Genomic DNA, 19,816 nt, shown 5'->3' on the forward strand with positions numbered 1-19,816 from the left:
CCCCCGGGCGACGGCGGCCGGTGCGTGTCCGGCCCCGGACGGGTGGTCCGGGCGGGGCCGTGCCGCCGGTAGCCTGGGGCCCAGGTGAGCCGGGAAGTCTGGTCGGCGCTCGCCCCGCCGACCCCTGAGGAGCCCCGTGCCCGACGCCCAGCAGCCCACTCCCCCGCCCGGTCCGACACCCGACCCGGCTCCGGGTCGCCAGCGCCTCTTCGCCCGCGGCTCCTTCCTCGAGCACTCCCGCGTCGCGGAGATCCTGCGCGCCGAGACCACCGGCGGCATGCTGCTCATCGCGGGCGCCGTGGTCGCCATCGTGTGGGCCAACACCCCGTGGGCCTCGGTCTACGAGTCGATCCGCGACTACACCGTCGGCCCCTCGGCGCTGCACCTCGACCTCTCCCTCGGCACCTGGGCGGCCGACGGGCTGCTGGCGATCTTCTTCTTCGTGGCCGGCCTCGAGCTCAAGCGCGAGTTCGTCGCCGGCGACCTGCGCGACCCGCGCCGCGCGGCCCTCCCGGTCGCGGCGGCCGTCGGCGGCATGGCCGTGCCGGCCCTGGTCTTCGTGCTGTGGAACCTCGGCGGTGACGGCGACCTGCGCGGCTGGGCCATCCCCACCGCCACCGACATCGCCTTCGCCGTGGCGATCCTGGCCGTCATCAGCACCCACCTGCCCTCGGGCCTGCGCACCTTCCTGCTGACCCTCGCCGTGGTCGACGACCTGCTGGCCATCACCATCATCGCGATCTTCTACACCAGCGAGCTCGACCTGACCTTCCTCGCGCTCGCCCTCGTGCCGATCGCGGCCTTCGCCCTGCTGGTGCAGAAGCGGGTGTGGAAGGGCTGGTTGCTCATCCCCCTCGCCGTCGTCGCCTGGGCCCTGGTGCACGAGTCGGGCGTGCACGCCACGGTCGCCGGCGTGCTGCTCGGCTTCACCGTGCCGGTGCTGCGCCGCGACGGCCAGGAGGGCCCGGGCCTGGCCGAGCACCTCGAGCACCTCGTGCGCCCCATCAGCGCCGGTGTCGCCGTGCCGGTCTTCGCCTTCTTCGCCGCGGGCGTGACCGTCGGGGGGCTCAGCGGGCTGGTGGACTCCCTCGGCGACCCGGTCGCCCTCGGCATCGTCACCGGCCTGGTGGTGGGCAAGACCGTCGGCATCGTCGGCTCGACCTGGCTGCTGTCGACCTTCACCCGCGCCGACCTCGACGACGACCTCACCTGGGTCGACGTGCTCGGCATGTCGATGCTCGCGGGGATCGGCTTCACGGTCTCGCTGCTCATCGGCGAGCTCGCCTTCGGCCAGGGATCCGAGCGCGACGACCACGTCAAGGTCGGCGTGCTGGTCGGCTCGGTGATCGCCGCGCTGCTGGCCACCGTCGTCCTGCGCGGGCGCAACCGCGTCTACCGGCGCCTGTGCGAGGAGGAGGCCGAGGACCGCGACCTCGACGGCATCCCCGACGTCTTCCAGCGCGGCGAGCCCGGCACGCGCTGAGCCCTCCCCCTCGGCCTCACCCCCACGGTGGTGAGGCCGGGGGCCCGCGTTCTGTAGGGTCGGGCGGAGCAGTCACACACGTCGACGTCGGCACGCACGGCGCTGGAGCAGCGGGAGCACCCACACATGGCCATCGAACCGGTCAAGGACACCGACCCCACCATCGGCAAGCTGGTGGCCGACGCCAGCCGCGACATCTCCACCCTGGTCTCCAAGGAGATCGAGCTGGCGAAGTCGGAGCTGAAGGTCAGCGTCAAGGCCGGCGGTGTCGGCATCGGGCTCTTCGTGGCCGCCGGCGGTCTCGCCGTGCTGGCCGTCATCATGCTCTCGGTGGCCTTCGCCTACCTCATCAACTGGAACGGCGACGGCCTGGCCCTGCACTGGGCCTTCCTCATCGTCTTCGGCGCCTACCTGCTGCTCGCCGGCCTGCTCGCCTTCGTCGGCGTCAAGAAGGTCAAGCAGGTGCGCGCCCCCGAGAAGGCCATCGCCCAGGGCAAGGAGATCCCCCGCGCCCTCAAGGGCCAGGCCTGAGCCAGGCCTGAGTCGGGCCTGAGCCAGGTCTGAGGCTCGCCCGGGGCCGGTCCCGGGTCCTGGCCCCGGCGCGGGTCTCAGCCCGCGCAGTCACCGGTGTCGACGGCCGAGGCCGTGCCCCGGCCCCGCGCCGCGGTGTCGGCGACCTGGCCCGCCGTGAGGGCGTAGCCGGTGTCGTCGTCGGTCACCGAGGCGGCGAAGACGAGGCCCACGACGTCGCCGTCGCGCGCGACGATCGGGCCGCCGGAGTTGCCGGGGCGCACCAGCCCGCGCAGCGAGTAGACCTCGCGGATGACGGTGCCCTCGCCGTAGATGTCGGGTGAGCGCAGCCGCTGCTCGGAGCGGATCCGACCGGCCTGCTGGTCGTAGGGGCCGTCCTGGGGGTAGCCCAGGATCGCCACCGGGTCGCCCTCGGCCGCGGAGTCGTCGAGCGCCAGCGCGGCGCGGTCGCCGTCGAAGGCGATGACCGCGACGTCGACGTCGGGGTTGTAGACCACGACCTCCCCCGGCACCGACACGTCGCCCAGCATCACCTGGGGCTCGTCGACGCCGGCCACGACGTGGGCGTTGGTGAGCAACCGGTCGCGGCCGTCGCCGAGGTCGGTGGCGTAGACGAAGCCGCTGCCCTCCACCCCCCGCCCGCAGGCGTTGGTGGCGCGCACCTTCAGCACGCTCGCGGCCGCGGCCTCGACGCCGGGGCGCGAGAGCATCCGCTGGTCGCCCGGGGCGACCTCGACGATCCGCTCGGGTGCGAAGGGCTCGAGGTAGCGCGGGAAGAAGCTCGTGCCGACCACGTCGTTGAAGGCCTGGAGCACGCCGCCGGCCGCACGCGGCAGCACGCCGTCGACCTTGGCGAGCACCTCCGAGCTGCGCACCAGCGGCGTCACGCCGTCGATGCGCGAGCCCGAGACGGCCACGCCCAGCGCCCAGGCGACCAGCAGCACCGCGGCGCCGCTGAGGGCCGCGCCGCCCACGGCGTCGACCGCGCGGGCCGGCTGCCAGGTGATGCGCGAGCGCAGCCGGGACCCGGCGTACTGCAGCGCGGCCTGGCCGAGCGAGGCCGCCAGGATGACGATGAAGAGCGCGCCGAGGGAGACCAGCAGCGACGGGGCGGCGTCGCCCAGGGCGACGGGGGCCAGCCACACGCCGAGCAGGCCGCCGAGCAGCAGCCCGCCGGTGGCGAAGGCGCCGGTGATGAAGCCCTGCCAGTAGCCGGAGAGGGCGTAGGCGAGCACCAGCACCACGAGCAGCCAGTCGAGCAGGTTCATGGGGTCCTAGATGTCCTCGTGCGCCTCGGCGCGGTCCTCGATGTCCAGCATCCGCCCCTGCCGGGGCCGCGGCGCCCCCGCCACCATGTGCTCGGGCAGGTCCTGCAGGCGCGAGGTGTCCCACGGACGGGTCCAGCCGAGGTGGTCGAAGAGCCTCGAGACGATACCGCCCGTGAAGCCCCACAGCACGACGTCGTGCTCGGGGCCGATGAGGAAGCCGGGCCCGGTGAAGCCCGCGGGGTGGCGCACCTGCACGCGGTGGGTGGGGTCGAGCAGGTCCTCGATGGCGACGCGGTGGATCGCGTGGACCTCGGCGCGGCTGGCGATGCGCACGGCGACGTCGGCGCACCAGCCCAGCACCGGCGTGACCGCGAAGTTGCTCGGCGGCAGCCACAGCTCCGGCAGCCGCCCGAAGAGCTCGACCGAGGCCGGGTCGAGGCCGACCTCCTCGTCGGCCTCGCGCAGCGCGGCCTCCTCGACGCTCTCGCCGGGGTCGACCGAGCCGCCGGGGAAGGAGACCTGGCCGGGGTGGGAGCGCATGTCGTGGGCGCGCTCGGTCAGCAGCAGCTCGCCGCCGCGCTCGCCCTCGGCGAAGAGCATGAGCACGGCCCCCTGACGGGCGCTGCCGTCGGCGGGCGGGGTGAAGCGGGTGAGCTGCTCGGCGGTGATCTCCGAGGCGCCGCGCCTGACCGGCTCGAGCCAGTCGGGGATCACGCGGGTCCCTGGGTCTTCAGCAGCGCGCGGGCCGCCTCGGGGTCGGTGGGCCCCTCCCCGAAGGCCGGGCACCAGCGCGCGACCGGGCAGGCGCCGCAGGCGGGCTTCTTGGCGTGGCAGCAGCGCCGGCCGTGCCAGATCAGCCGGTGGCTGAGCATCGTCCAGTCCCGCTTCGGGAAGAGCGCCCCGATCGCGTGCTCGACCTTGACCGGGTCGGTCTCGCTGGTCCAGCCCAGCCGGCGGGCGAGCCGCCCGAAGTGGGTGTCGACGGTGATGCCCGGCACGTCGAAGGCGTTGCCGAGGACGACGTTGGCGGTCTTGCGACCGACGCCGGGCAGCTTCACCAGGTCGTCGAGGCGACCCGGGACCTCTCCGCCGTGGTCCTCGACCAGCGCCGCGCTGAGCGTGAGCAGCGACTCGGTCTTGGCCCGGAAGAAGCCCAGCGGCCCGACGATGCCCTCGAGGGCCGCGCGGTCGGCCGCGGCCATGGCGCGGGCGTCGGGGTAGGCCGCGAAGAGGGTCGGGCGCACGGCGTTGACCCGACGGTCGGTGGTCTGCGCCGAGAGCACGGTGACCACGAGCAGCTGGAAGGCGTCGTCGAAGTCGAGCTCGCAGCCCGCCTCGGGGTAGGTCTCGGCCAGGGTGCGGTCGATCTTGCGGGCTCGACGCACCAGGCCGGTGGGGGTCTCGACGGCGGGCACCGGGTCAGCGTACGAGACCGTGCCGACACCGGGCCGACCCCGCACCGACCCCGGACCCACCCCGCGACGGTCCCGGGGGCTCGCCGCGCCGAGGCCGGATTGCCCCTGTGAGGTTCCACACGGATAGGATCGTCGCGGTGGCTCTGCGCACGGCGGGCACAGATTCTGGAGGTTTCGTGGACAACGATGTACTTCGTCAGGCCCCGCTCTTCAGCGCCCTCGACGACGAGGCGGCCTCCGCGCTGCGCGCCTCGATGACCGAGGGCCGGATGCGGCGCTCCGAGGTGCTCTTCCACGAGGGCGACTCCGGCGACAAGCTCTACATCGTGCTCGACGGCAAGGTGAAGCTCGGCCGCACCTCCTCCGACGGCCGCGAGAACCTCCTCGCCGTGCTCGGCCCCGGCCAGATGTTCGGCGAGCTGTCGCTCTTCGACCCCGGCCCGCGCTCGGCCACCGTCACCGCCGTCACCGACGTCACCTACGCCTCGCTCTCCCACGAGGACCTGCTGCGCTGGCTCGAGGGCCGCCCCGTCGTCGCCCGCGGCCTGCTCACCCAGCTGGCCGGGCGGCTGCGCAAGGCCAACGACGTCGTCGCCGACCTCGTCTTCTCCGACGTGCCCGGTCGCGTCGCCAAGGCGCTGCTCGACCTCGCCGACCGCTTCGGCCGCACCGCCGACGACGGCGTCCACGTGCACCACGACCTCACCCAGGAGGAGCTCGCCCAGCTGGTCGGCGCCTCCCGCGAGACGGTCAACAAGGCGCTCGCCGACTTCGCCTCCCGCGGCTGGCTGCGCCTGGAGCCCCGCTCCGTCGTCATCATGGACGTCGAGCGCCTCTCCCGCCGCGCCCGCTGACCCCCGCTCCACCCGCCCGCTGCTGCACCGATCACGCAATTGCGTGACGGCCCACGCGCCGCGGGGCGCAATTGCGCCAGTTGAGCGACCACGGCGCGCTCCGTGCTGCGCGGACGGCGCAAAGCTCCGAGCGGCGGGCCGCGTCGCGGGCGCAATTGCGCCGCTTGCGCACCTCAGGTGGGGAAGTGCCGCTTCCAGGTCTCGTCCAGAGGCGGCACGTCGGGCCAGCCGCGCTCGACCAGTTGGCGACGGATCCGCTCCAGCGTGCGGCCCGGCTCGACGAACAGTCCGGACGCGGTGACGACGAGGATCCGGTACCCCGCATCGTCGAGCTCCTCGCGGCGCACCAGGTCGGACTGCCACTGCCGCGCGTCGTCGGCGTGCTGTCGCCCGTCGTACTCGATGACGAGCCGCACCAGCTCGTAGCAGAGGTCGAAGCGCCGCCACCACGAGCCGTCGTCGTGGCGGAGCACCACGTTGACCGCGGGCTCGGGAAGCCCCGCGAGCACGATCAGCAGACGGGTACGTGTCTCCTGCGGGGAGTCGACGCCGTCGCGGACGTAGGCCGCCGCCTCGCGCGCCGCCGCGGCGTAGTACTCCGTGCTGCGGTCGCAGGCCGCCCGGAGCTGGGCCGCCGTGACACCGCGCTGCGCGACCAACGCATCACCGAGCACGACGAGGTCGACCAGGGCCAAGGACCCCGCGAGCTGGATGAACGTGACCACCGGCGGGGTGGCGCGCACGCCTCGCGCCGTCATCACCGCCCGACCACGACCGGTGACGTGGGTCTTCAGGCCCGGGCGCGGCCGTCGGTGGCAGGCCTTGACCACGGTGACGTGCTCGAAGGGGTGCTCGGGCACCGGGAGGCCCCAGACCCTGGCGGCACTGAAGTGGCTGGCGTACGCCGACGCCGGGTGCAACGCCAGCGCGGCCCGGATGGGGGTGTCGTCGTCCACGGCCTCGGTGTGCACCCACACCGACCGCAGCACCTGCCGGTAGCACCGGCGGCGCAGCTCGACGACTGAGTGGCCGGCGGCCAGGAAGGCCGCCGTCGTGAAGGGTCGCCCGAGGTCCAGGCCGGCCGGACCACCCGCCTCGCGTCCGGAGGAGGCGTCGGGGTCAGGGCCGGGCGCGGAGGGTGGGGTCGATCGGTCCATGCGCTCTTCATGCCCACTCGGGCACGACCGCTCGTACGTCGTCCACAGCCCGACACCGCCATGGGGCACGGGGGATGCGCCGCTGCCGGTCTTTGCGCTGTTCCGACCCCCCGGGACACGCCCAGGGTGCCCAGACCACGCAAAGCCCGGCGGCGCTTCCCGGCACGACCGCCGCAATTGCGCGACCGGCGTTCCCGGATCACGCAATTGCGCCGATCCGCCGGTCAGGCCGCGGGAAGCAGACCGGCGCCACGAGTCAGCGTCCGGGGCGGCTAACCCTGGCGCCCCTGGCGCCCGTGCTCCAGGTAGGCCAGCTGGGCGCGCACGGACAGCTCGGCGGCCCCCCAGAGCACGGGGTCGACGTCGGCGTAGACGACCTCGACGACCCGGCGGGCGAGGTCGTCGGCGGACCGCTCGGCGGGGGTGAGGGCGCGCAGCGCGTCCTCGACCTGCTCGAGGCGCGAGCGGCGGTGGGTGCGGTAGTGGTCGAGCACGGGCAGCGCCTGCTCGATGACCGGGCCGTGGCCGGGCCAGATCGCGGCGAGGTCGCGCTCGGAGGCCAGGGCGTGCAGCCGGTCGAGGGAGTCGAGGTAGGCACCGAGGCGGCCGTCGGGGTGGGCGACCACGGTCGTGCCGCGCCCCAGCACGGTGTCGCCGGTGAGCACGGCGGCCTCGGCGGGCAGCCAGAAGGACAGCGAGTCGGCGGTGTGGCCGGGCGTCGCCACGACCCGCACCTCGAGGCCGTGGACCTCCACGACGTCGCCGTCGACGAGGCCCTCGGCGCCCAGGCAGAGCGCGGGGTCGAGGGCACGGACCCCGCAGCCCATCCGCTCGGCGAACTCGCGGGCCGCCTCGGCGTGGTCGTGGTGGTGGTGGGTCAGCAGCACCAGTCCGACCTCCCCCGCCGCCTCGGCGACGGTGTCGAGGTGGGAGGTGATCGACGGGCCGGGGTCGACGACGACCGCGCGGGAGGCGCCCGGCTCGCGCAGCACCCAGGTGTTGGTGCCGTCGAGGGTCATCAGGTCGGCGTTGGGCGCGAGCACGCAGCGGGCGCGCTCGCCGAAGGATCCCCCGGCCCACTCACCGAGCGGCACGACCACCGCTCAGTCCCCCCGCTGGGCCCGTCGGGCGGCGACCAGGGGCCGCATCCGCTCGGGCATCGACAGCGTCCAGCCCTCGCCCAGCGGCTCGACGGTGGGGGTGAACATCGCGACCGAGCGCGACCCGGCCACGTGGAGCACCTCGTGCGGGTCGGCGTGGTCGCCGACCTCGAGGCAGGTGAGGTACGTCGGCGGCATCATCGCCAGCTCGCCGGCGTCGGCCCGGTCGGCGGCGACGCCGGCCGGCAGCCAGGTCACCGACGAGGACTCGCTCGACACGTCGCGGGTGCGCTGGCCCTCGGGCAGGAGCGCGACGAAGAACCAGGTGCGGTAGCGGCGCGGCTCGAAGACCGGGGTCAGCCACGCGTCCCAGACGCCGAGCAGGTCGGTGCGCAGCACGAGCCCGCGGCGCGTCAGCAGGTCGGTGAGCGCGAGCTCGCGCGCCTCGAGGGCCACGCGGTCGGCCTCCCAGTCCTGCGAGGTGGTGTCGGCGACGACGTCGTCCTCGGAGGGCCCGGCGAGCAGGACCCCCGACTCCTCGAAGGTCTCGCGCACCGCGGCGCAGACCAGGGCGCGCGCCTTGTCCTCGTCGCAGCCCAGCCGCTCGGCCCACTGCGCGGGTGTCGGTCCGGCCCAGGCGACCTCGGCGTCGAAGTCGCGGGGGTCGACACCGCCGCCCGGGAAGACGGCCATGCCGCCGGCGAAGGCCATCGTGGCCTGGCGCCGCAGCAGGTAGACCTCCGGGCCCCGCTCCCCGCCCCGCAGCAGCACGACGGTGGCCGCGTCGCGCGGCTCGACCGGCTCGCGGCGGCCCGCGGCGTACTCCAGCGCCACGGTCGCGACCTCGGCGGGCAGCGGCACGGGCGGGAGCGGGATCCGCATCAGGGGGCCACTTCCACCATGATCTCGACCTCGACGGGGGCGTCGAGCGGCAGCACCGGCACCCCGACGGCGGAGCGGGCGTGCACGCCGGCGTCGCCGAACACCTCGCCGAGCAGCTCCGAGGCGCCGTTGGCGACCTGGGGCTGGCCGGTGAAGTCGGGGGTGGAGGCCACGAAGGCGACGACCTTGACGACGCGCACGACGCGCGAGAGGTCGCCGACCTCGGAGCGCACCGCGGCGATGGCGTTGAGCGCGCACTGCTGTGCGCAGGCGTAGGCCTCCTCCACGGTGACCTCGCCGCCGACCTTGCCGGTGGCCATGAGCTCGCCGCTGCGCATCGGCAGCTGCCCGGAGGTCAGCACCAGGTCGCCGGTGCGCACGACGGGCACGTAGACGGCCACGGGGGCGGCGACCTCGGGCACCGCCAGCCTCATCGCGGCCAGCCGCTCCTCGGGGGAGGTCCCCTGGGAGGTCACTGGGCGGGTCGCTTGAGGAAGGCGATCAGCCCGCCCTGGGCGTTGGTCTGGATGGTCACCAGCTCCCAGCCGTCCTGGCCGAAGTTGTTGAGCATGAGCGCTTCGTTGTGGAGCGGAATCGGCGCCACCTGGTACTCCCACTTGGTCATGCTCCGCACCCTACTCACGTCGCTGGGCCCGGACGGAGCACACGACGGGCCCGAGCCCGATCGCGCCCGTTCCGACACCCGAGCCTGTGGTTTTACCTGCGAACGTCTTGACGGACGGACGTGACCTGCCTCACTCTCGTCCGGAGGCCACGGGGGGTGGCCCACCCTCGGCCGCTCCGGCCACTGCTCGAAGGAAGTCCACATGTTCCTCATCGCCGTGACGTCGTGCCCCACGGGCATCGCGCACACCTACATGGCCGCCGAGGCCCTGGAGACCGCCGCCCGCGAGGCCGGCCACGAGATCGTGGTCGAGACCCAGGGCGCCGGCGGCGCGGTCCGCGTCAGCCAGGCCGACCTCGACCGCGCCGACGCCGTCATCCTGGCCGCCGACGTCGAGGTGCGCGACAAGCACCGCTTCACCGGCCTGCCCACGGTCGTCTCCGGCGTCAAGCGCGGCATCAGCGACCCCGCCGGGCTCATCCGCGAGGCCGAGGCCGCCGCCCGCGCCGGGGTCCGCACGAGCACCGCCACGAGCACCGCCACCAGCACCGTGCCGGGCGCCGCCGCGGCGCCCGCGACGAAGGTCGAGGCCGGCGGGTCGGTCGGCTCGCGGGTGCGCCAGTGGCTGATGACGGGGGTCAGCTACATGATCCCCTTCGTCGCCGCCGGCGGCATCATGATCGCGCTCGGCTTCATGCTCGCCCGGATCGCCGGCGGCGACCAGGGTGCCGTCGAGGTCACCCAGATCCCCGTCACCGACCTCATCGCGGGCTTCGACCCCACCTCCGGCATGGAGTGGGCCGCGCTGCTCTTCCAGGGCGGCGTGGCGGCGTTCGGCTTCCTGGTCGCGGTGCTGGCGGGGTTCATCGCCTACGCGATCGCCGACCGACCCGGGCTCGCGCCGGGCTTCGTCGCCGGAGCCCTCTCCGGCGTCGTCGGCGCCGGCTTCCTCGGAGGCCTGGTCGGCGGCTTCGTGGCCGGCTTCCTCGCCCTGGGCATCAGCCGTCTGCGCGTGCCCAAGGCCGTCGCCAGCCTCATGCCCGTCGTGGTCACCCCGCTGCTGGCCACCTTCGCCACCACGGTCGTGATGCTCCTCGTCATCGGTCGCCCGCTGGCCAGCGTGCAGACCGGCCTCACCGACGGCCTCGACAGCCTCAGCGGCGGCTCGATCGCCGTGCTCGGCGTCGTGCTCGGCCTGATGATGGCCTTCGACATGGGCGGCCCCGTCAACAAGACCGCCTACGTCTTCGCCACCGGCGGCCTCACCGCCTCGGCCATCGCCGACTCCAGCGCCGCCCTGACCGTCATGGCCGTCGTGATGGCCGCCGGCATGACCCCGCCCCTGGGCCTCGCCCTGGCCACCGTCGTGCGCAAGCACCTCTTCACCGAGGCCGAGCGGGAGAACGGCAAGGCCGCCTGGCTGCTCGGCGCCTCCTTCATCACCGAGGGCGCGATCCCCTTCGCCGCCGCCGACCCGCTGCGGGTCATCCCCTCGATCATGGTCGGCTCGGGCGTCACCGGCGGCCTGGTCGCCGCCTTCGGCAGCAAGCTCGCAGCGCCCCACGGCGGCATCTGGGTCACCCCGCTCATCAGCGGCATCCCCGGCTACCTCGTGGCCGTCGTGGTCGGCACCCTCGTGACCGCCGCCCTGGTGGTCGTCTCCAAGTCGCTGGGCCGCGGCCGCCAGGCCGTGCGCACCGCCGACGAGGAGCTCGCCCTGGTCGCCTGACCGTGCACCGTCGACGCAGGTCGGCCCCACTCTCCGCGGGCCCCGGGAGCAGCCCTCCCGGGGTCCGTGGCACGTCCGGGCCCGGCGCTCACAGGAAGGGCAGGTACGGCGCGAGCACGCCGCGCAGCTCGTTGAGCGCGAGCGCGGCGAAGAGCACCGCGCACAGCACCAGCAGCGAGTTGGAGAGCCAGCCGTTGCGCCACTGCTGCGGCACCTCGGTGTGCTCCAGCGCACCGTCGCGGCGCCGGTTGAGCAGCACCAGCAGGGTCACGGCGAGGAACGGCATGAAGAAGGCACCGAGCACGCCGTAGGCCAGGATCAGCCCCACCGGCCGGTCGAGCAGGAGCAGCAGCATCGGCGGGAAGGTCAGCCACAGCATGTAGGCGCGGAAGTACCGGCCACCGGTGCGGGTCGCCGGGTGGCCCGAGGGCAGGTCGCGCAGGTTGCCCCAGAAGTCGGCGAACATCAGGCTCACCCCGCTCCAGACCCCGATGAGCGAGGAGAACGACGAGGCCCAGAAGCCGACGAGGAACACGACGCCGAAGACCTCGCCGTAGCGGTCCTGCAGCACGTCGGCGAGCTGCACGAGACCCTGGTCGCCGGAGTCGATGGCGATGCCGGCGGAGTAGAGCAGCTCCGCGCCGACGATGAGCATCGAGACCACGAAGACCCCGGTCACGGCGTAGGCCACGCCGTTGTCGATGCGCATGACCTTCATGAAGCGCGGGGTGTCCCAGCCCTTCTCGCGCAGCCAGTAGCCGTAGGCGGCCAGCGTGATGGTGCCGCCGACGCCGCCCGCGATCCCCAGCACGTTGATGACCGAGTCGTCGGGGAAGATCGGGCGCAGGCCGAGCACGACCTCGCCGAGGTTGGGCAGCGTCAGCACCGCCGCGCCCACCACGGCGACGAACATCATCGCCACGAAGACCGTGATCACCTTCTCGAAGGTGCGGTAGGAGCCGAACCACACCAGCGCCAGGCCCACCAGCCCCGAGGCCACCGCGGTCCAGCGCAGCGACAGGTCGGGGAAGAGGGCCACCAGCGGCAGCGCCGTCGACGACATCGCCGTCGCGCCGTAGACCAGGCCCCAGACCACGATGTACGGCGCGAAGTACCAGGTCGTCCACCGGCCGAGGCTGCGCCAGCCCTCGAAGATGGTGCGCCCCGTGGCCAGCGAGTAGCGCCCGGCGCCCTCGACGAGCACCACCTTGATCACCGCCCCCAGCACGGCCACCCACAGCAGCGTGTAGCCGAACTTCGAGCCGGCCACCAGGGTCGCCACCAGGTCGGCGGCACCGACGCCGGTGGCGGCCACCACCAGCCCCGGGCCGACCACCTTCCAGCGTGGCGCCTGGTCGGCGGCGGGCGGGGCGGAGCCGGTGCGGTCCGCGGCGGTCATCGACGGGTCCCGAGAAGAGCCATCGCCCCATCATGTCCCACCCCTAGGGCGTCACACCTAGGGTTGCCCCGTGAGTGCGCAGAGGCGGCCGGACTGGCCGAAGGTCAGGCTGCACGTCGTGACCGGCAAGGGCGGCACCGGCAAGTCCACCGTGGCGGCGGCCCTCGCGCTCGCGCTGGCCTCCCACGGCAAGAACGTCCTCGTCTGCGAGGTCGAGGGACGCCAGGGCATCGCCCGGATGTTCGACGTCGACCCGCTGCCCTACGAGGAGGTCCGCGTCGCGACCGGGCTGAGCACCGACCGCGGCGCCGGCACCGTGCACGCGCTGCACATCGACCCGGAGTCGGCGCTGCTGGAGTACCTCGCGATGTACTACAAACTCGGCCGCGCCGGCCGTGCCCTCGACCGCTTCGGGGTGGTGGAGTTCGCCACCACGATCGCCCCGGGCGTGCGCGACGTGCTGCTCACCGGCAAGGTCTACGAGGCCGTCGAGCGCAACAGCCGCAACAGGAACGCCATCACCTACGACGCCGTGGTGCTCGACGCCCCGCCGACGGGACGCATCTCGCAGTTCCTCAACGTCAGCGACGAGCTGGCCGGCCTGGCCAAGGTCGGACCGATCAAGAACCAGTCCGACACGATGATGACCCTCTTCCGCTCCCCGCGCACCGCGGTCCACCTGGTCACCGTGCTCGAGGAGATGCCGGTGCAGGAGACCCACGACGGCATCGAGGAGCTGCGCCGGGACGGCCTCCCCGTCGGCGGCGTCGTGGTCAACATGGTGCGCCCCCGCGACATCGGCGACGACGACCTGGCGGTGGCCCGCGCCGACGGACTCGACCGCGACGCGCTGGCCGCCGACCTGGCCGAGGCCGGCCTGCCGGTGAGCGACCCGCTGCTCGACGGCCTGCTCCGCGTCGCCCACGACCACGCGGAGCGCCGCGCCCTCGAGGACGCCCAGCGCGCCCTCGTCGCCGACTTCGGCGTGCCGTCGTACGAGCTGCCGCGCCTGCCGGGCGGCGTCGACCTCGGCGGGCTCTATGAGCTGGCCGCAGCGCTGAAGGAACAGGGGATCGCATGACCCGCTCAGGACCCCGCGTCGGCCCGCTGGCCGGGCGCGCCTCCGCCGCCCCGCCCCTCGACGTCGACGCGCTGCTCGACGACACCACCACCGGCATCATCGTGTGCTGCGGCTCCGGCGGCGTCGGCAAGACGACCACCTCCGCCGCGCTCGCGCTGCGGGCGGCCGAGCGTGGCCGGAAGGTGGTCGTGCTGACCATCGACCCCGCCCGGCGCCTGGCGCAGTCGATGGGCATCGAGGAGCTCGACAACACCCCGCGCCCGGTCACCGGCCTCGCGGAGGGCGCCACCGGGTCCCTCGACGCGATGATGCTGGACATGAAGCGCACCTTCGACGAGGTGGTCGAGAGCCAGGCCAGCCCGGAGAAGGCGCGCCAGATCCTGGAGAACCCCTTCTACGTCGCCCTCTCCAGCTCGTTCGCGGGCACGCAGGAGTACATGGCGATGGAGAAGCTGGGCCAGATCCACGCCGACGCCCAGCGCGACGGCACCTACGACCTCATCGTGGTCGACACCCCGCCCTCGCGCTCGGCGCTCGACTTCCTCGACGCGCCCGAGCGCCTCTCCAGCTTCCTCGACGGCCGCTTCATCCGGCTGATGCTGGCCCCGGCCAAGGGGCCGGCCCGGCTGATGACCGCGGGGCTCGGGATCGTCACCAACGCCCTCACCAAGATCCTCGGTGCTCAGGTGCTGCGCGACCTGCAGACCTTCGTGTCGGCGATCGACACCGTCTTCGGCGGCTTCCGCCAGCGGGCCCAGCGCACCTACGCCCTGCTGCAGGCCGAGGGCACGGCCTTCCTGGTCGTGGCGGCGCCCGAGCCCGACGCGCTGCGCGAGGCGGCGTACTTCGTCGAGCGGCTCAGCGGCGACCGCATGCCGCTGGCGGGCCTGGTCGTCAACCGGGCCAGCCCGGCCCCCGCCAGCGACCTGTCGGCAGACGAGGCCATGAGCGCGGCGGCCCGCCTGCGCGCGGGCCGCACCGAGGACGACCTCACCGCGGGCCTGCTGCGGCTGCACGCCGACCAGGTGCGCCTGGTCGAGCGCGAGGCCGGTCTGCGTGCCCGCTTCGCCGCGGCCCACCCCGGCGTCGCCACCGCCGTCGTGCCCGCCCTCGCGGGCGACGTGCACGACCTCGGCGGTCTGCGCCGCGTCGGCGAGCTGCTCGCCGAGGGCTAGGGCTGCGGGTCGGACGCCGGCGCCGTCTCGTCGGCGCCGGGTCGGGCCTCAGACCGTGACGTCGGCGGTGCGGGGCGCGGCCACGGGGGCCGGTGCGGCCTGGGTGCGGGCGGCCTCGAGGACCGAGCGCCACGAGGCGTTGGGCCGGCGGCGCAGGAGGGCGCGGCGCTCACGCTCGGTCATGCCACCCCAGACTCCCCACTCGATCTGGTTGTCCAGGGCCTCGGCGAGGCACTCGGTGCGCACGGGGCACCCGGCGCACAGCTGCTTGGCCTTGTTCTGCTCGGCCCCACGGACGAACAGCTGATCCGGCTGCGCGGCCCGGCAGGCGGCGCGCGGCGTCCAGTCTTCAACCCACATGATGATGTCCCCACATCGTCCGAGAGCAGGTGTGGCGTCCCCATGACGCACGATCCTGTGATCTCTTGGGTACAAGTTAAGGAACCGGGGCCGGCAGCGGACAGACTCGTTGAGGTCGAGCCGCATAGTCCGAAATGACTACTCTCCCCTAGCCGGGTTTCGCTGGGGCCTGGAGGCCTCCCGTACCCTGGCGGCATGTCTGAACCGCGCAGTGACCGTCTATCCAGCGGCCGGGTGCTCACCCACCTGGGTGTGATGGTCGCCGTGTCGGCCGTCCTCGGCGTCGTCGTCGCCGGGCTCGCCATCCCGTTCGCCGGCGTCCTGGGCATCAGCGCCCGCAACGTCGCCGAGACCATGGACAGCCTGCCCGCCGAGCTCGAGACCGAGCAGCTGGCCCAGAAGACCGAGATCACCGACGTCGAGGGCAACGTCATCGCGACGCTCTACGACCAGAACCGCGTCGAGGTCCCGCTGAGCCAGATCTCGCGCAAGATGGTGAAGTCGATCATCGCCATCGAGGACTCGCGGTTCTACCAGCACGGCGCCCTTGACGTGCGCGGCACCCTGCGCGCCTTCGTGACCAACCAGGCCAACGACGGCAACGTCCAGGGCGGGTCCTCGATCACCCAGCAGCTGGTCAAGCAGACCCTGCTGACGCAGGCCAAGACCAAGAAGCAGCGTGCCGCGGCGATCGACGACAGCTACGCCCGCAAGATCCGCGAGCTGCGCTACGCCATCGCCCTGGAGCAGCGCCACAGCAAGGACTGGATCCTCGAGCGCTACCTCAACATCGCCTACTTCGGCGACGGCGCCTACGGCATCCAGGCCGCGGCCAAGCACTACTTCGACGTCAACGCCAAGCAGCTCAACTACCCCCAGTCGGCGATGCTGGCCGGCCTGGTCAAGAGCCCCGACGGCTACGACCCCACCAACTCCCCCGACCGCGCCATCGAGCGCCGCAACGTCGTGCTCGACCGGATGGCGGAGCTCTCGGTGATCCCCGGGACCAAGGCCGACCGGCTCAAGGACACCCCGCTGCGGCTCAAGGTCACCAACACGCCCAACGGCTGCGTCTCGACCGTCGCCCCCTTCTTCTGCGACTACGTCGTCAACTACCTCATGGAGGACCCGGCGCTCGGCGACACCCGTCGCGAGCGCAAGGACATGCTGCTCTCGGGGGGCCTGCGGATCCGCACCACCCTCGACCAGAGCTTCCAGGAGGCCGCCGACGCCTCGGTCGCCAGCCACGTCTACCCGACCGACACCGCCATCGGCGGCCTGGCCATGGTCGAGCCGCGCACCGGCAACGTCCGCGCCATCGCGCAGTCGCGGCCCATGGGCGACGACATGGCCGCCGGCGAGACCTACCTCAACTACGCCGTCAACGAGAAGTACGGCGACTCCGCCGGCTTCCAGGGCGGCTCCACCTTCAAGGCCTTCGTGCTGGCCGCGGCGGTCGAGGACGGCATCCCGCTCACCGAGACCATCTACTCCCCGCCGACCATCTCGATCAGCGAGTCGGCCTTCGAGGACTGCGACGGCGAGCCCTACGGCTACGGCACGTGGTCGCCGAGCAACTCCACCGACTCGGGCACCATGAACCTCATCACCGGCACCCAGCTGTCGGTCAACACCTTCTACGCCCAGCTCGAGGCCCGCACCGGCATCTGCCAGCCCTTCGAGCTGGCCCAGTCGATGGGCCTCGACCTCGACAACCCCACCGGCGACGAGTTCGGCAACGGCGCCGAGCGCGTGCCCTCCTTCACCCTGGGCAGCCCCAACGTCAGCCCCCTGGAGATGGCCGAGGCCTACGCCACCTTCGCCGGCCGCGGCCTGCACTGCGACGCCCGCCCCGTCACCGCGATCGAGGACCTGCGGGGCAACCTGCTCAAGGAGTACCCCTCCTCGTGCGACCAGGTGATGGAGGCCTCGACGGCCGACGCCGTCAACTCGGTGCTGCGCGGCGTCATCGAGGGCGGCTTCGCCTCCGCCGAGGCGCTCGACTCGCCCGCGGCGGGCAAGACCGGCACCACCCAGGACGGCAAGTCGGTGTGGTTCGTCGGCTACACCCCCAAGCTCGCCACCGCCGCCATGATCGCCGGCGCCAACGACGTGGGCACGCCGGTCAGCCTCAGCTACCAGACCGTCGGCGGCACCTACATCTCCGCGGCCTCCGGCTCCGGCGTGGCCGGGCCGATGTGGGGTGACGCCATGAAGGCCGTCGACGACCAGCTCGACGACGACAACTTCGTCGCTCCCTCCGGCACCGACGTGGAGGGCGTGCTCACCACCATCCCCGACGTCGCGGGCCTGTCGCTGACCGAGGCGCAGAGCCAGCTGTCCTCGGCCGGGTTCGGCTACACCTACGGCGGCTACCGCGACACCGGCTACGCCGCCGACTCGGTCGCCTACACCTACCCCAGCGGCGGCGAGTCGGCTCCGTCCGGCACCGCGATCACCATCTACCAGTCCACCGGGGTCGTGCCCCAGCCCGTCGCTCCCTCGACCCCCCAGGGCGGCGGAGGCGGCGGCAACGGCGGTGGGAACGGCGGCGGCGGTGACGCGGGCGGCAACGGCAACGGCAACGGCAACGGTCGGGGCGGCGGCAACGGCGGCGGTCGCGGCAACTGACCGCACCACCCCCTGACGCACGAAGGCCCGCTCCCTGGAGGGAGCGGGCCTTCGTCGTGCGTGGGGTCAGGCGCCGAGCTGGCGGCGCACCTCCGCGGCGACCGCGCCGCCGTCGGCACGGCCCTTGACCTGCGGCTGCACGAGGCCCATGACCTTGCCCATGGCGCGCATGCCCTCACCGGCCGCGCCGGTCTGCGCGACCGCGGCCGAGACGATCTCGGCGACCTCGGCGTCGGTGAGCTGCTCGGGCAGGTAGTCGGCGATGACCTCGGCCTCGGCCCGCTCCTTGGCGGCCATCTCGTCGCGACCGCCGTCGGCGAAGGCGGTCGCCGCCTCGCGGCGCTTCTTGGCCTCGCTGGTCAGCACGCCCACGACGTCGTCGTCGGTGAGCTCGCGGGCCTGCTTGCCGGCGACCTCGGCGTTGGTGAGGGCGCTCAGCACCATGCGCAGGGTGGAGGAGCGCACCTCGTCGCGGGCCTTGATGGCGGTGGTCAGGTCGGCACGGAGACGGTCCTTGAGGGCGGGCATGAGGCCCATTGTGGCAGCCTGGGCCGGTGCTCCTCACCCGCATCGCGCCCCACCTCCTCACCGGGGCGGCCGCGGCCGCCGCGACCGGCGCGGCCCTCACGGCGTACGCCGCCTCGGAGGCGCGGGCCTACACCCTGCGCCGCGTCGAGGTCCCGCTGCTGCCGGCCGGCCACGAGCCGCTGCGCGTGCTCCACCTCTCCGACCTGCACATGACCCCGGGCCAGCGCCGCAAGCAGGAGTGGCTGGCCGGACTGGCCGAGCTCCGCCCCGACCTCGTGGTGGACACCGGTGACAACCTCTCCCACCGCGACGCGGTGCCTGTCGTGCGCGACGCCCTCGGAGCGCTGCTCGACGTGCCGGGCGTCTTCGTGCACGGCTCCAACGACTACTTCGAGCCGAGCCTGCGCAACCCCCTGCGCTACCTCCTGCCCGACGACGGCCGACGCGCCACCCACACCCCGCAGCTGCCCTGGCGCGAGCTGTCGGCGACCTTCACCGGGCGGGGCTGGCTCGACCTCACCAACACCCGCGGCGCCCTCACCGTGCGCGGTACCCGGCTCGCCTTCGCCGGGGTCGACGACCCCCACCTCGGCTACGACCGCCTCGACGCGGTCTCCGGCCCCGCCGACCCCGGCGCCGACGTGCGCATCGGCGTCACCCACGCCCCCTACCTGCGCGTCCTCGACCACTTCTCCGCCCAGGGGCACGACCTGGTCCTGGCCGGTCACACCCACGGCGGCCAGGTGTGCCTGCCCGGAGGTCGGGCGCTGGCCACCAACTGCGACCTCGAGCCGGCCCGGGCCCGCGGGCTGCACCGTCACCCCGCCGACTCCCGCGACGGCGACCCGGGCTCGGCGTGGATGCACGTGTGCGCCGGCCTCGGCACCAACCCCTACGTGCGGCTGCGCCTGGCCTGCCGCCCCGAGGCCACGCTGCTCACCCTGGTGCCGCGCGCTCCCCGCTGACCGGGGCCGCTGACCGGGGCCGCTGACCGGGGCCGGTGACCAGGGTCCGGACGACCCTGCGGCCGATTGGGGGCCGCAGGAGCGGCTCGGGTATGCTCCCGTGCTTGTGAGCCCGGCATCGCCGGTGGTCACGATCGGGCTGTGGCGCAGCTTGGTAGCGCGCCTCGTTCGGGACGAGGAGGCCGCAGGTTCAAATCCTGTCAGCCCGACCATCAGGGCCCGGATCCACCAGGATCCGGGCCCTTCGTGGTCCCGGGACCGCAGGGGTGCCGGTGAGCGCGGCGGCGACCGGGCGAGGAGAGCCGGCGCGCCCCGCGGACCCGCGGACGCGGCCCGCCGCTGCGTGTCAGACTGGCCGCATGCCAGACGAGCAGCAGCGACCCGAGGCGCCGTCGCTGGAGGTGCCGTCCTTCGGGCTCAAGCGTCGCCGCAAGCGTGACGCCACCCCGCCGGAGGAGACCCCCGCCTCGCGTCCCGTCGACACCGGCCCCGCGGCGCCCGCGGACACCTCCGACGCCGGGAGCACCGCCCCGCTGCCGGTCGTCGAGACCCCGGAGCCGCCGCCCGCGCGCGGCACCGCCCCGGCGGTCCCTGCCCCGCCGTCGGCCCCCGGGGCGGACGAGGCTCCCCGCG

Annotated in this window: 19 protein-coding genes, 1 tRNA gene and 1 pseudogene; 10 read left to right on the forward strand and 11 right to left on the reverse strand. The window is 73.6% G+C overall.

What is annotated here, in order from left to right:
- The first annotated feature begins 136 nt into the window (after positions 1-136).
- Both nhaA and LPA27_RS14965 read left to right on the forward strand, forming a co-directional pair.
- Positions 137-1,483: a Na+/H+ antiporter NhaA gene (nhaA, locus tag LPA27_RS14960; protein WP_056903216.1), complete on the forward strand. Its 1,347-nt coding sequence runs from the start codon at positions 137-139 to the stop codon at positions 1,481-1,483.
- Between the two features lie 126 nt (positions 1,484-1,609).
- Entirely contained in the window at positions 1,610-2,014 is a 405-nt protein-coding gene (locus LPA27_RS14965; RefSeq protein WP_056863175.1) for a phage holin family protein, read from the forward strand.
- Positions 2,015-2,091: 77 nt separating this feature from the next.
- On the opposite strand, the gene LPA27_RS14970 is transcribed toward LPA27_RS14965, so the two are convergent.
- Genes LPA27_RS14970 through nth form a run of 3 tightly spaced genes read right to left on the reverse strand, consistent with a single transcriptional unit; the run spans position 2,092 to position 4,697 of the window.
- Entirely contained in the window at positions 2,092-3,282 is a 1,191-nt protein-coding gene (locus tag LPA27_RS14970) for a MarP family serine protease (RefSeq protein ID WP_228942943.1), read from the reverse strand.
- A gap of 6 nt (positions 3,283-3,288) precedes the next feature.
- Positions 3,289-3,996, reverse strand: coding sequence for an NUDIX hydrolase (locus LPA27_RS14975; RefSeq protein ID WP_056863173.1), 708 nt, complete (start codon positions 3,994-3,996; stop codon positions 3,289-3,291).
- Positions 3,993-4,697 (reverse strand): endonuclease III, encoded by a 705-nt coding sequence (gene nth, locus LPA27_RS14980; protein WP_228942944.1) that lies wholly within the window; start codon positions 4,695-4,697, stop codon positions 3,993-3,995. Before nth ends, LPA27_RS14975 begins: the two co-directional genes overlap by 4 nt.
- 176 nt (positions 4,698-4,873) lie before the next feature.
- On the opposite strand from nth, the gene LPA27_RS14985 reads away from it, so the two are divergent.
- On the forward strand, positions 4,874-5,551 hold the full coding sequence (locus tag LPA27_RS14985; protein WP_056863171.1) for a Crp/Fnr family transcriptional regulator: 678 nt from the start codon (positions 4,874-4,876) through the stop codon (positions 5,549-5,551).
- Positions 5,552-5,724: 173 nt separating this feature from the next.
- On the opposite strand, the gene LPA27_RS14990 is transcribed toward LPA27_RS14985, so the two are convergent.
- From LPA27_RS14990 to LPA27_RS15010, 5 genes are all read right to left on the reverse strand, one after another.
- Positions 5,725-6,708, reverse strand: a complete 984-nt coding sequence (locus LPA27_RS14990; RefSeq protein ID WP_228942945.1) for a DUF559 domain-containing protein — start codon at positions 6,706-6,708, stop codon at positions 5,725-5,727.
- Between the two features lie 272 nt (positions 6,709-6,980).
- A complete protein-coding gene (locus tag LPA27_RS14995; RefSeq protein WP_228942946.1) occupies positions 6,981-7,802 on the reverse strand; it encodes an MBL fold metallo-hydrolase in 822 nt (273 codons plus the stop codon).
- A 9-nt stretch (positions 7,803-7,811) separates the two neighbouring features.
- Positions 7,812-8,690, reverse strand: a complete 879-nt coding sequence (locus tag LPA27_RS15000) for an NUDIX hydrolase (protein WP_228942947.1) — start codon at positions 8,688-8,690, stop codon at positions 7,812-7,814.
- On the reverse strand, positions 8,690-9,166 hold the full coding sequence (locus tag LPA27_RS15005) for a RidA family protein (protein WP_267477219.1): 477 nt from the start codon (positions 9,164-9,166) through the stop codon (positions 8,690-8,692). Before LPA27_RS15005 ends, LPA27_RS15000 begins: the two co-directional genes overlap by 1 nt.
- Positions 9,163-9,315, reverse strand: a complete 153-nt coding sequence (locus LPA27_RS15010; protein WP_165699027.1) for a hypothetical protein — start codon at positions 9,313-9,315, stop codon at positions 9,163-9,165. The genes LPA27_RS15005 and LPA27_RS15010 overlap by 4 nt, the downstream gene beginning before the upstream one ends.
- Positions 9,316-9,517: 202 nt before the next feature.
- Here LPA27_RS15010 and LPA27_RS15015 point away from each other — a divergent pair, with 202 nt between their 5' ends.
- Positions 9,518-11,044, forward strand: coding sequence for a PTS fructose transporter subunit IIC (locus LPA27_RS15015; RefSeq protein ID WP_056863168.1), 1,527 nt, complete (start codon positions 9,518-9,520; stop codon positions 11,042-11,044).
- Positions 11,045-11,132: 88 nt separating this feature from the next.
- Here the strand turns inward: LPA27_RS15015 and LPA27_RS15020 are convergent, their stop codons facing one another.
- Positions 11,133-12,443, reverse strand: coding sequence for an Nramp family divalent metal transporter (locus LPA27_RS15020; protein ID WP_056863167.1), 1,311 nt, complete (start codon positions 12,441-12,443; stop codon positions 11,133-11,135).
- 70 nt (positions 12,444-12,513) lie between these two features.
- Here LPA27_RS15020 and LPA27_RS15025 point away from each other — a divergent pair, with 70 nt between their 5' ends.
- Complete coding sequence (locus tag LPA27_RS15025; protein WP_056863166.1) at positions 12,514-13,524, forward strand: ArsA family ATPase; 1,011 nt, start codon at positions 12,514-12,516, stop codon at positions 13,522-13,524.
- On the forward strand, positions 13,521-14,699 hold the full coding sequence (locus LPA27_RS15030; protein WP_228942948.1) for an ArsA family ATPase: 1,179 nt from the start codon (positions 13,521-13,523) through the stop codon (positions 14,697-14,699). The genes LPA27_RS15025 and LPA27_RS15030 overlap by 4 nt, the downstream gene beginning before the upstream one ends.
- Before the next feature lie 48 nt (positions 14,700-14,747).
- Here the strand turns inward: LPA27_RS15030 and LPA27_RS15035 are convergent, their stop codons facing one another.
- Complete coding sequence (locus LPA27_RS15035; RefSeq protein WP_193666101.1) at positions 14,748-15,062, reverse strand: WhiB family transcriptional regulator; 315 nt, start codon at positions 15,060-15,062, stop codon at positions 14,748-14,750.
- Between the two features lie 192 nt (positions 15,063-15,254).
- On the opposite strand from LPA27_RS15035, the gene LPA27_RS15040 reads away from it, so the two are divergent.
- A complete protein-coding gene (locus tag LPA27_RS15040) occupies positions 15,255-17,690 on the forward strand; it encodes a penicillin-binding protein (RefSeq protein ID WP_056903208.1) in 2,436 nt (811 codons plus the stop codon).
- Positions 17,691-17,756: 66 nt separating this feature from the next.
- On the opposite strand, the gene LPA27_RS15045 is transcribed toward LPA27_RS15040, so the two are convergent.
- A complete protein-coding gene (locus LPA27_RS15045) occupies positions 17,757-18,218 on the reverse strand; it encodes a GatB/YqeY domain-containing protein (RefSeq protein ID WP_056904165.1) in 462 nt (153 codons plus the stop codon).
- Between the two features lie 26 nt (positions 18,219-18,244).
- On the opposite strand from LPA27_RS15045, the gene LPA27_RS15050 reads away from it, so the two are divergent.
- The 3 genes and pseudogenes from LPA27_RS15050 to LPA27_RS15060 form a co-directional block, all read left to right on the forward strand.
- Positions 18,245-19,183: a metallophosphoesterase gene (locus LPA27_RS15050; protein WP_228942949.1), complete on the forward strand. Its 939-nt coding sequence runs from the start codon at positions 18,245-18,247 to the stop codon at positions 19,181-19,183.
- 135 nt (positions 19,184-19,318) lie between these two features.
- Positions 19,319-19,395, forward strand: a tRNA-Pro gene (locus LPA27_RS15055).
- Between the two features lie 147 nt (positions 19,396-19,542).
- Positions 19,543-19,816, forward strand: a pseudogene (locus tag LPA27_RS15060) (hypothetical protein); the annotation flags it as partial.

The sequence above is a fragment of the Nocardioides sp. Leaf374 genome (assembly GCF_916862475.1).
Lineage (GTDB): Bacteria > Actinomycetota > Actinomycetes > Propionibacteriales > Nocardioidaceae > Nocardioides > Nocardioides kribbensis.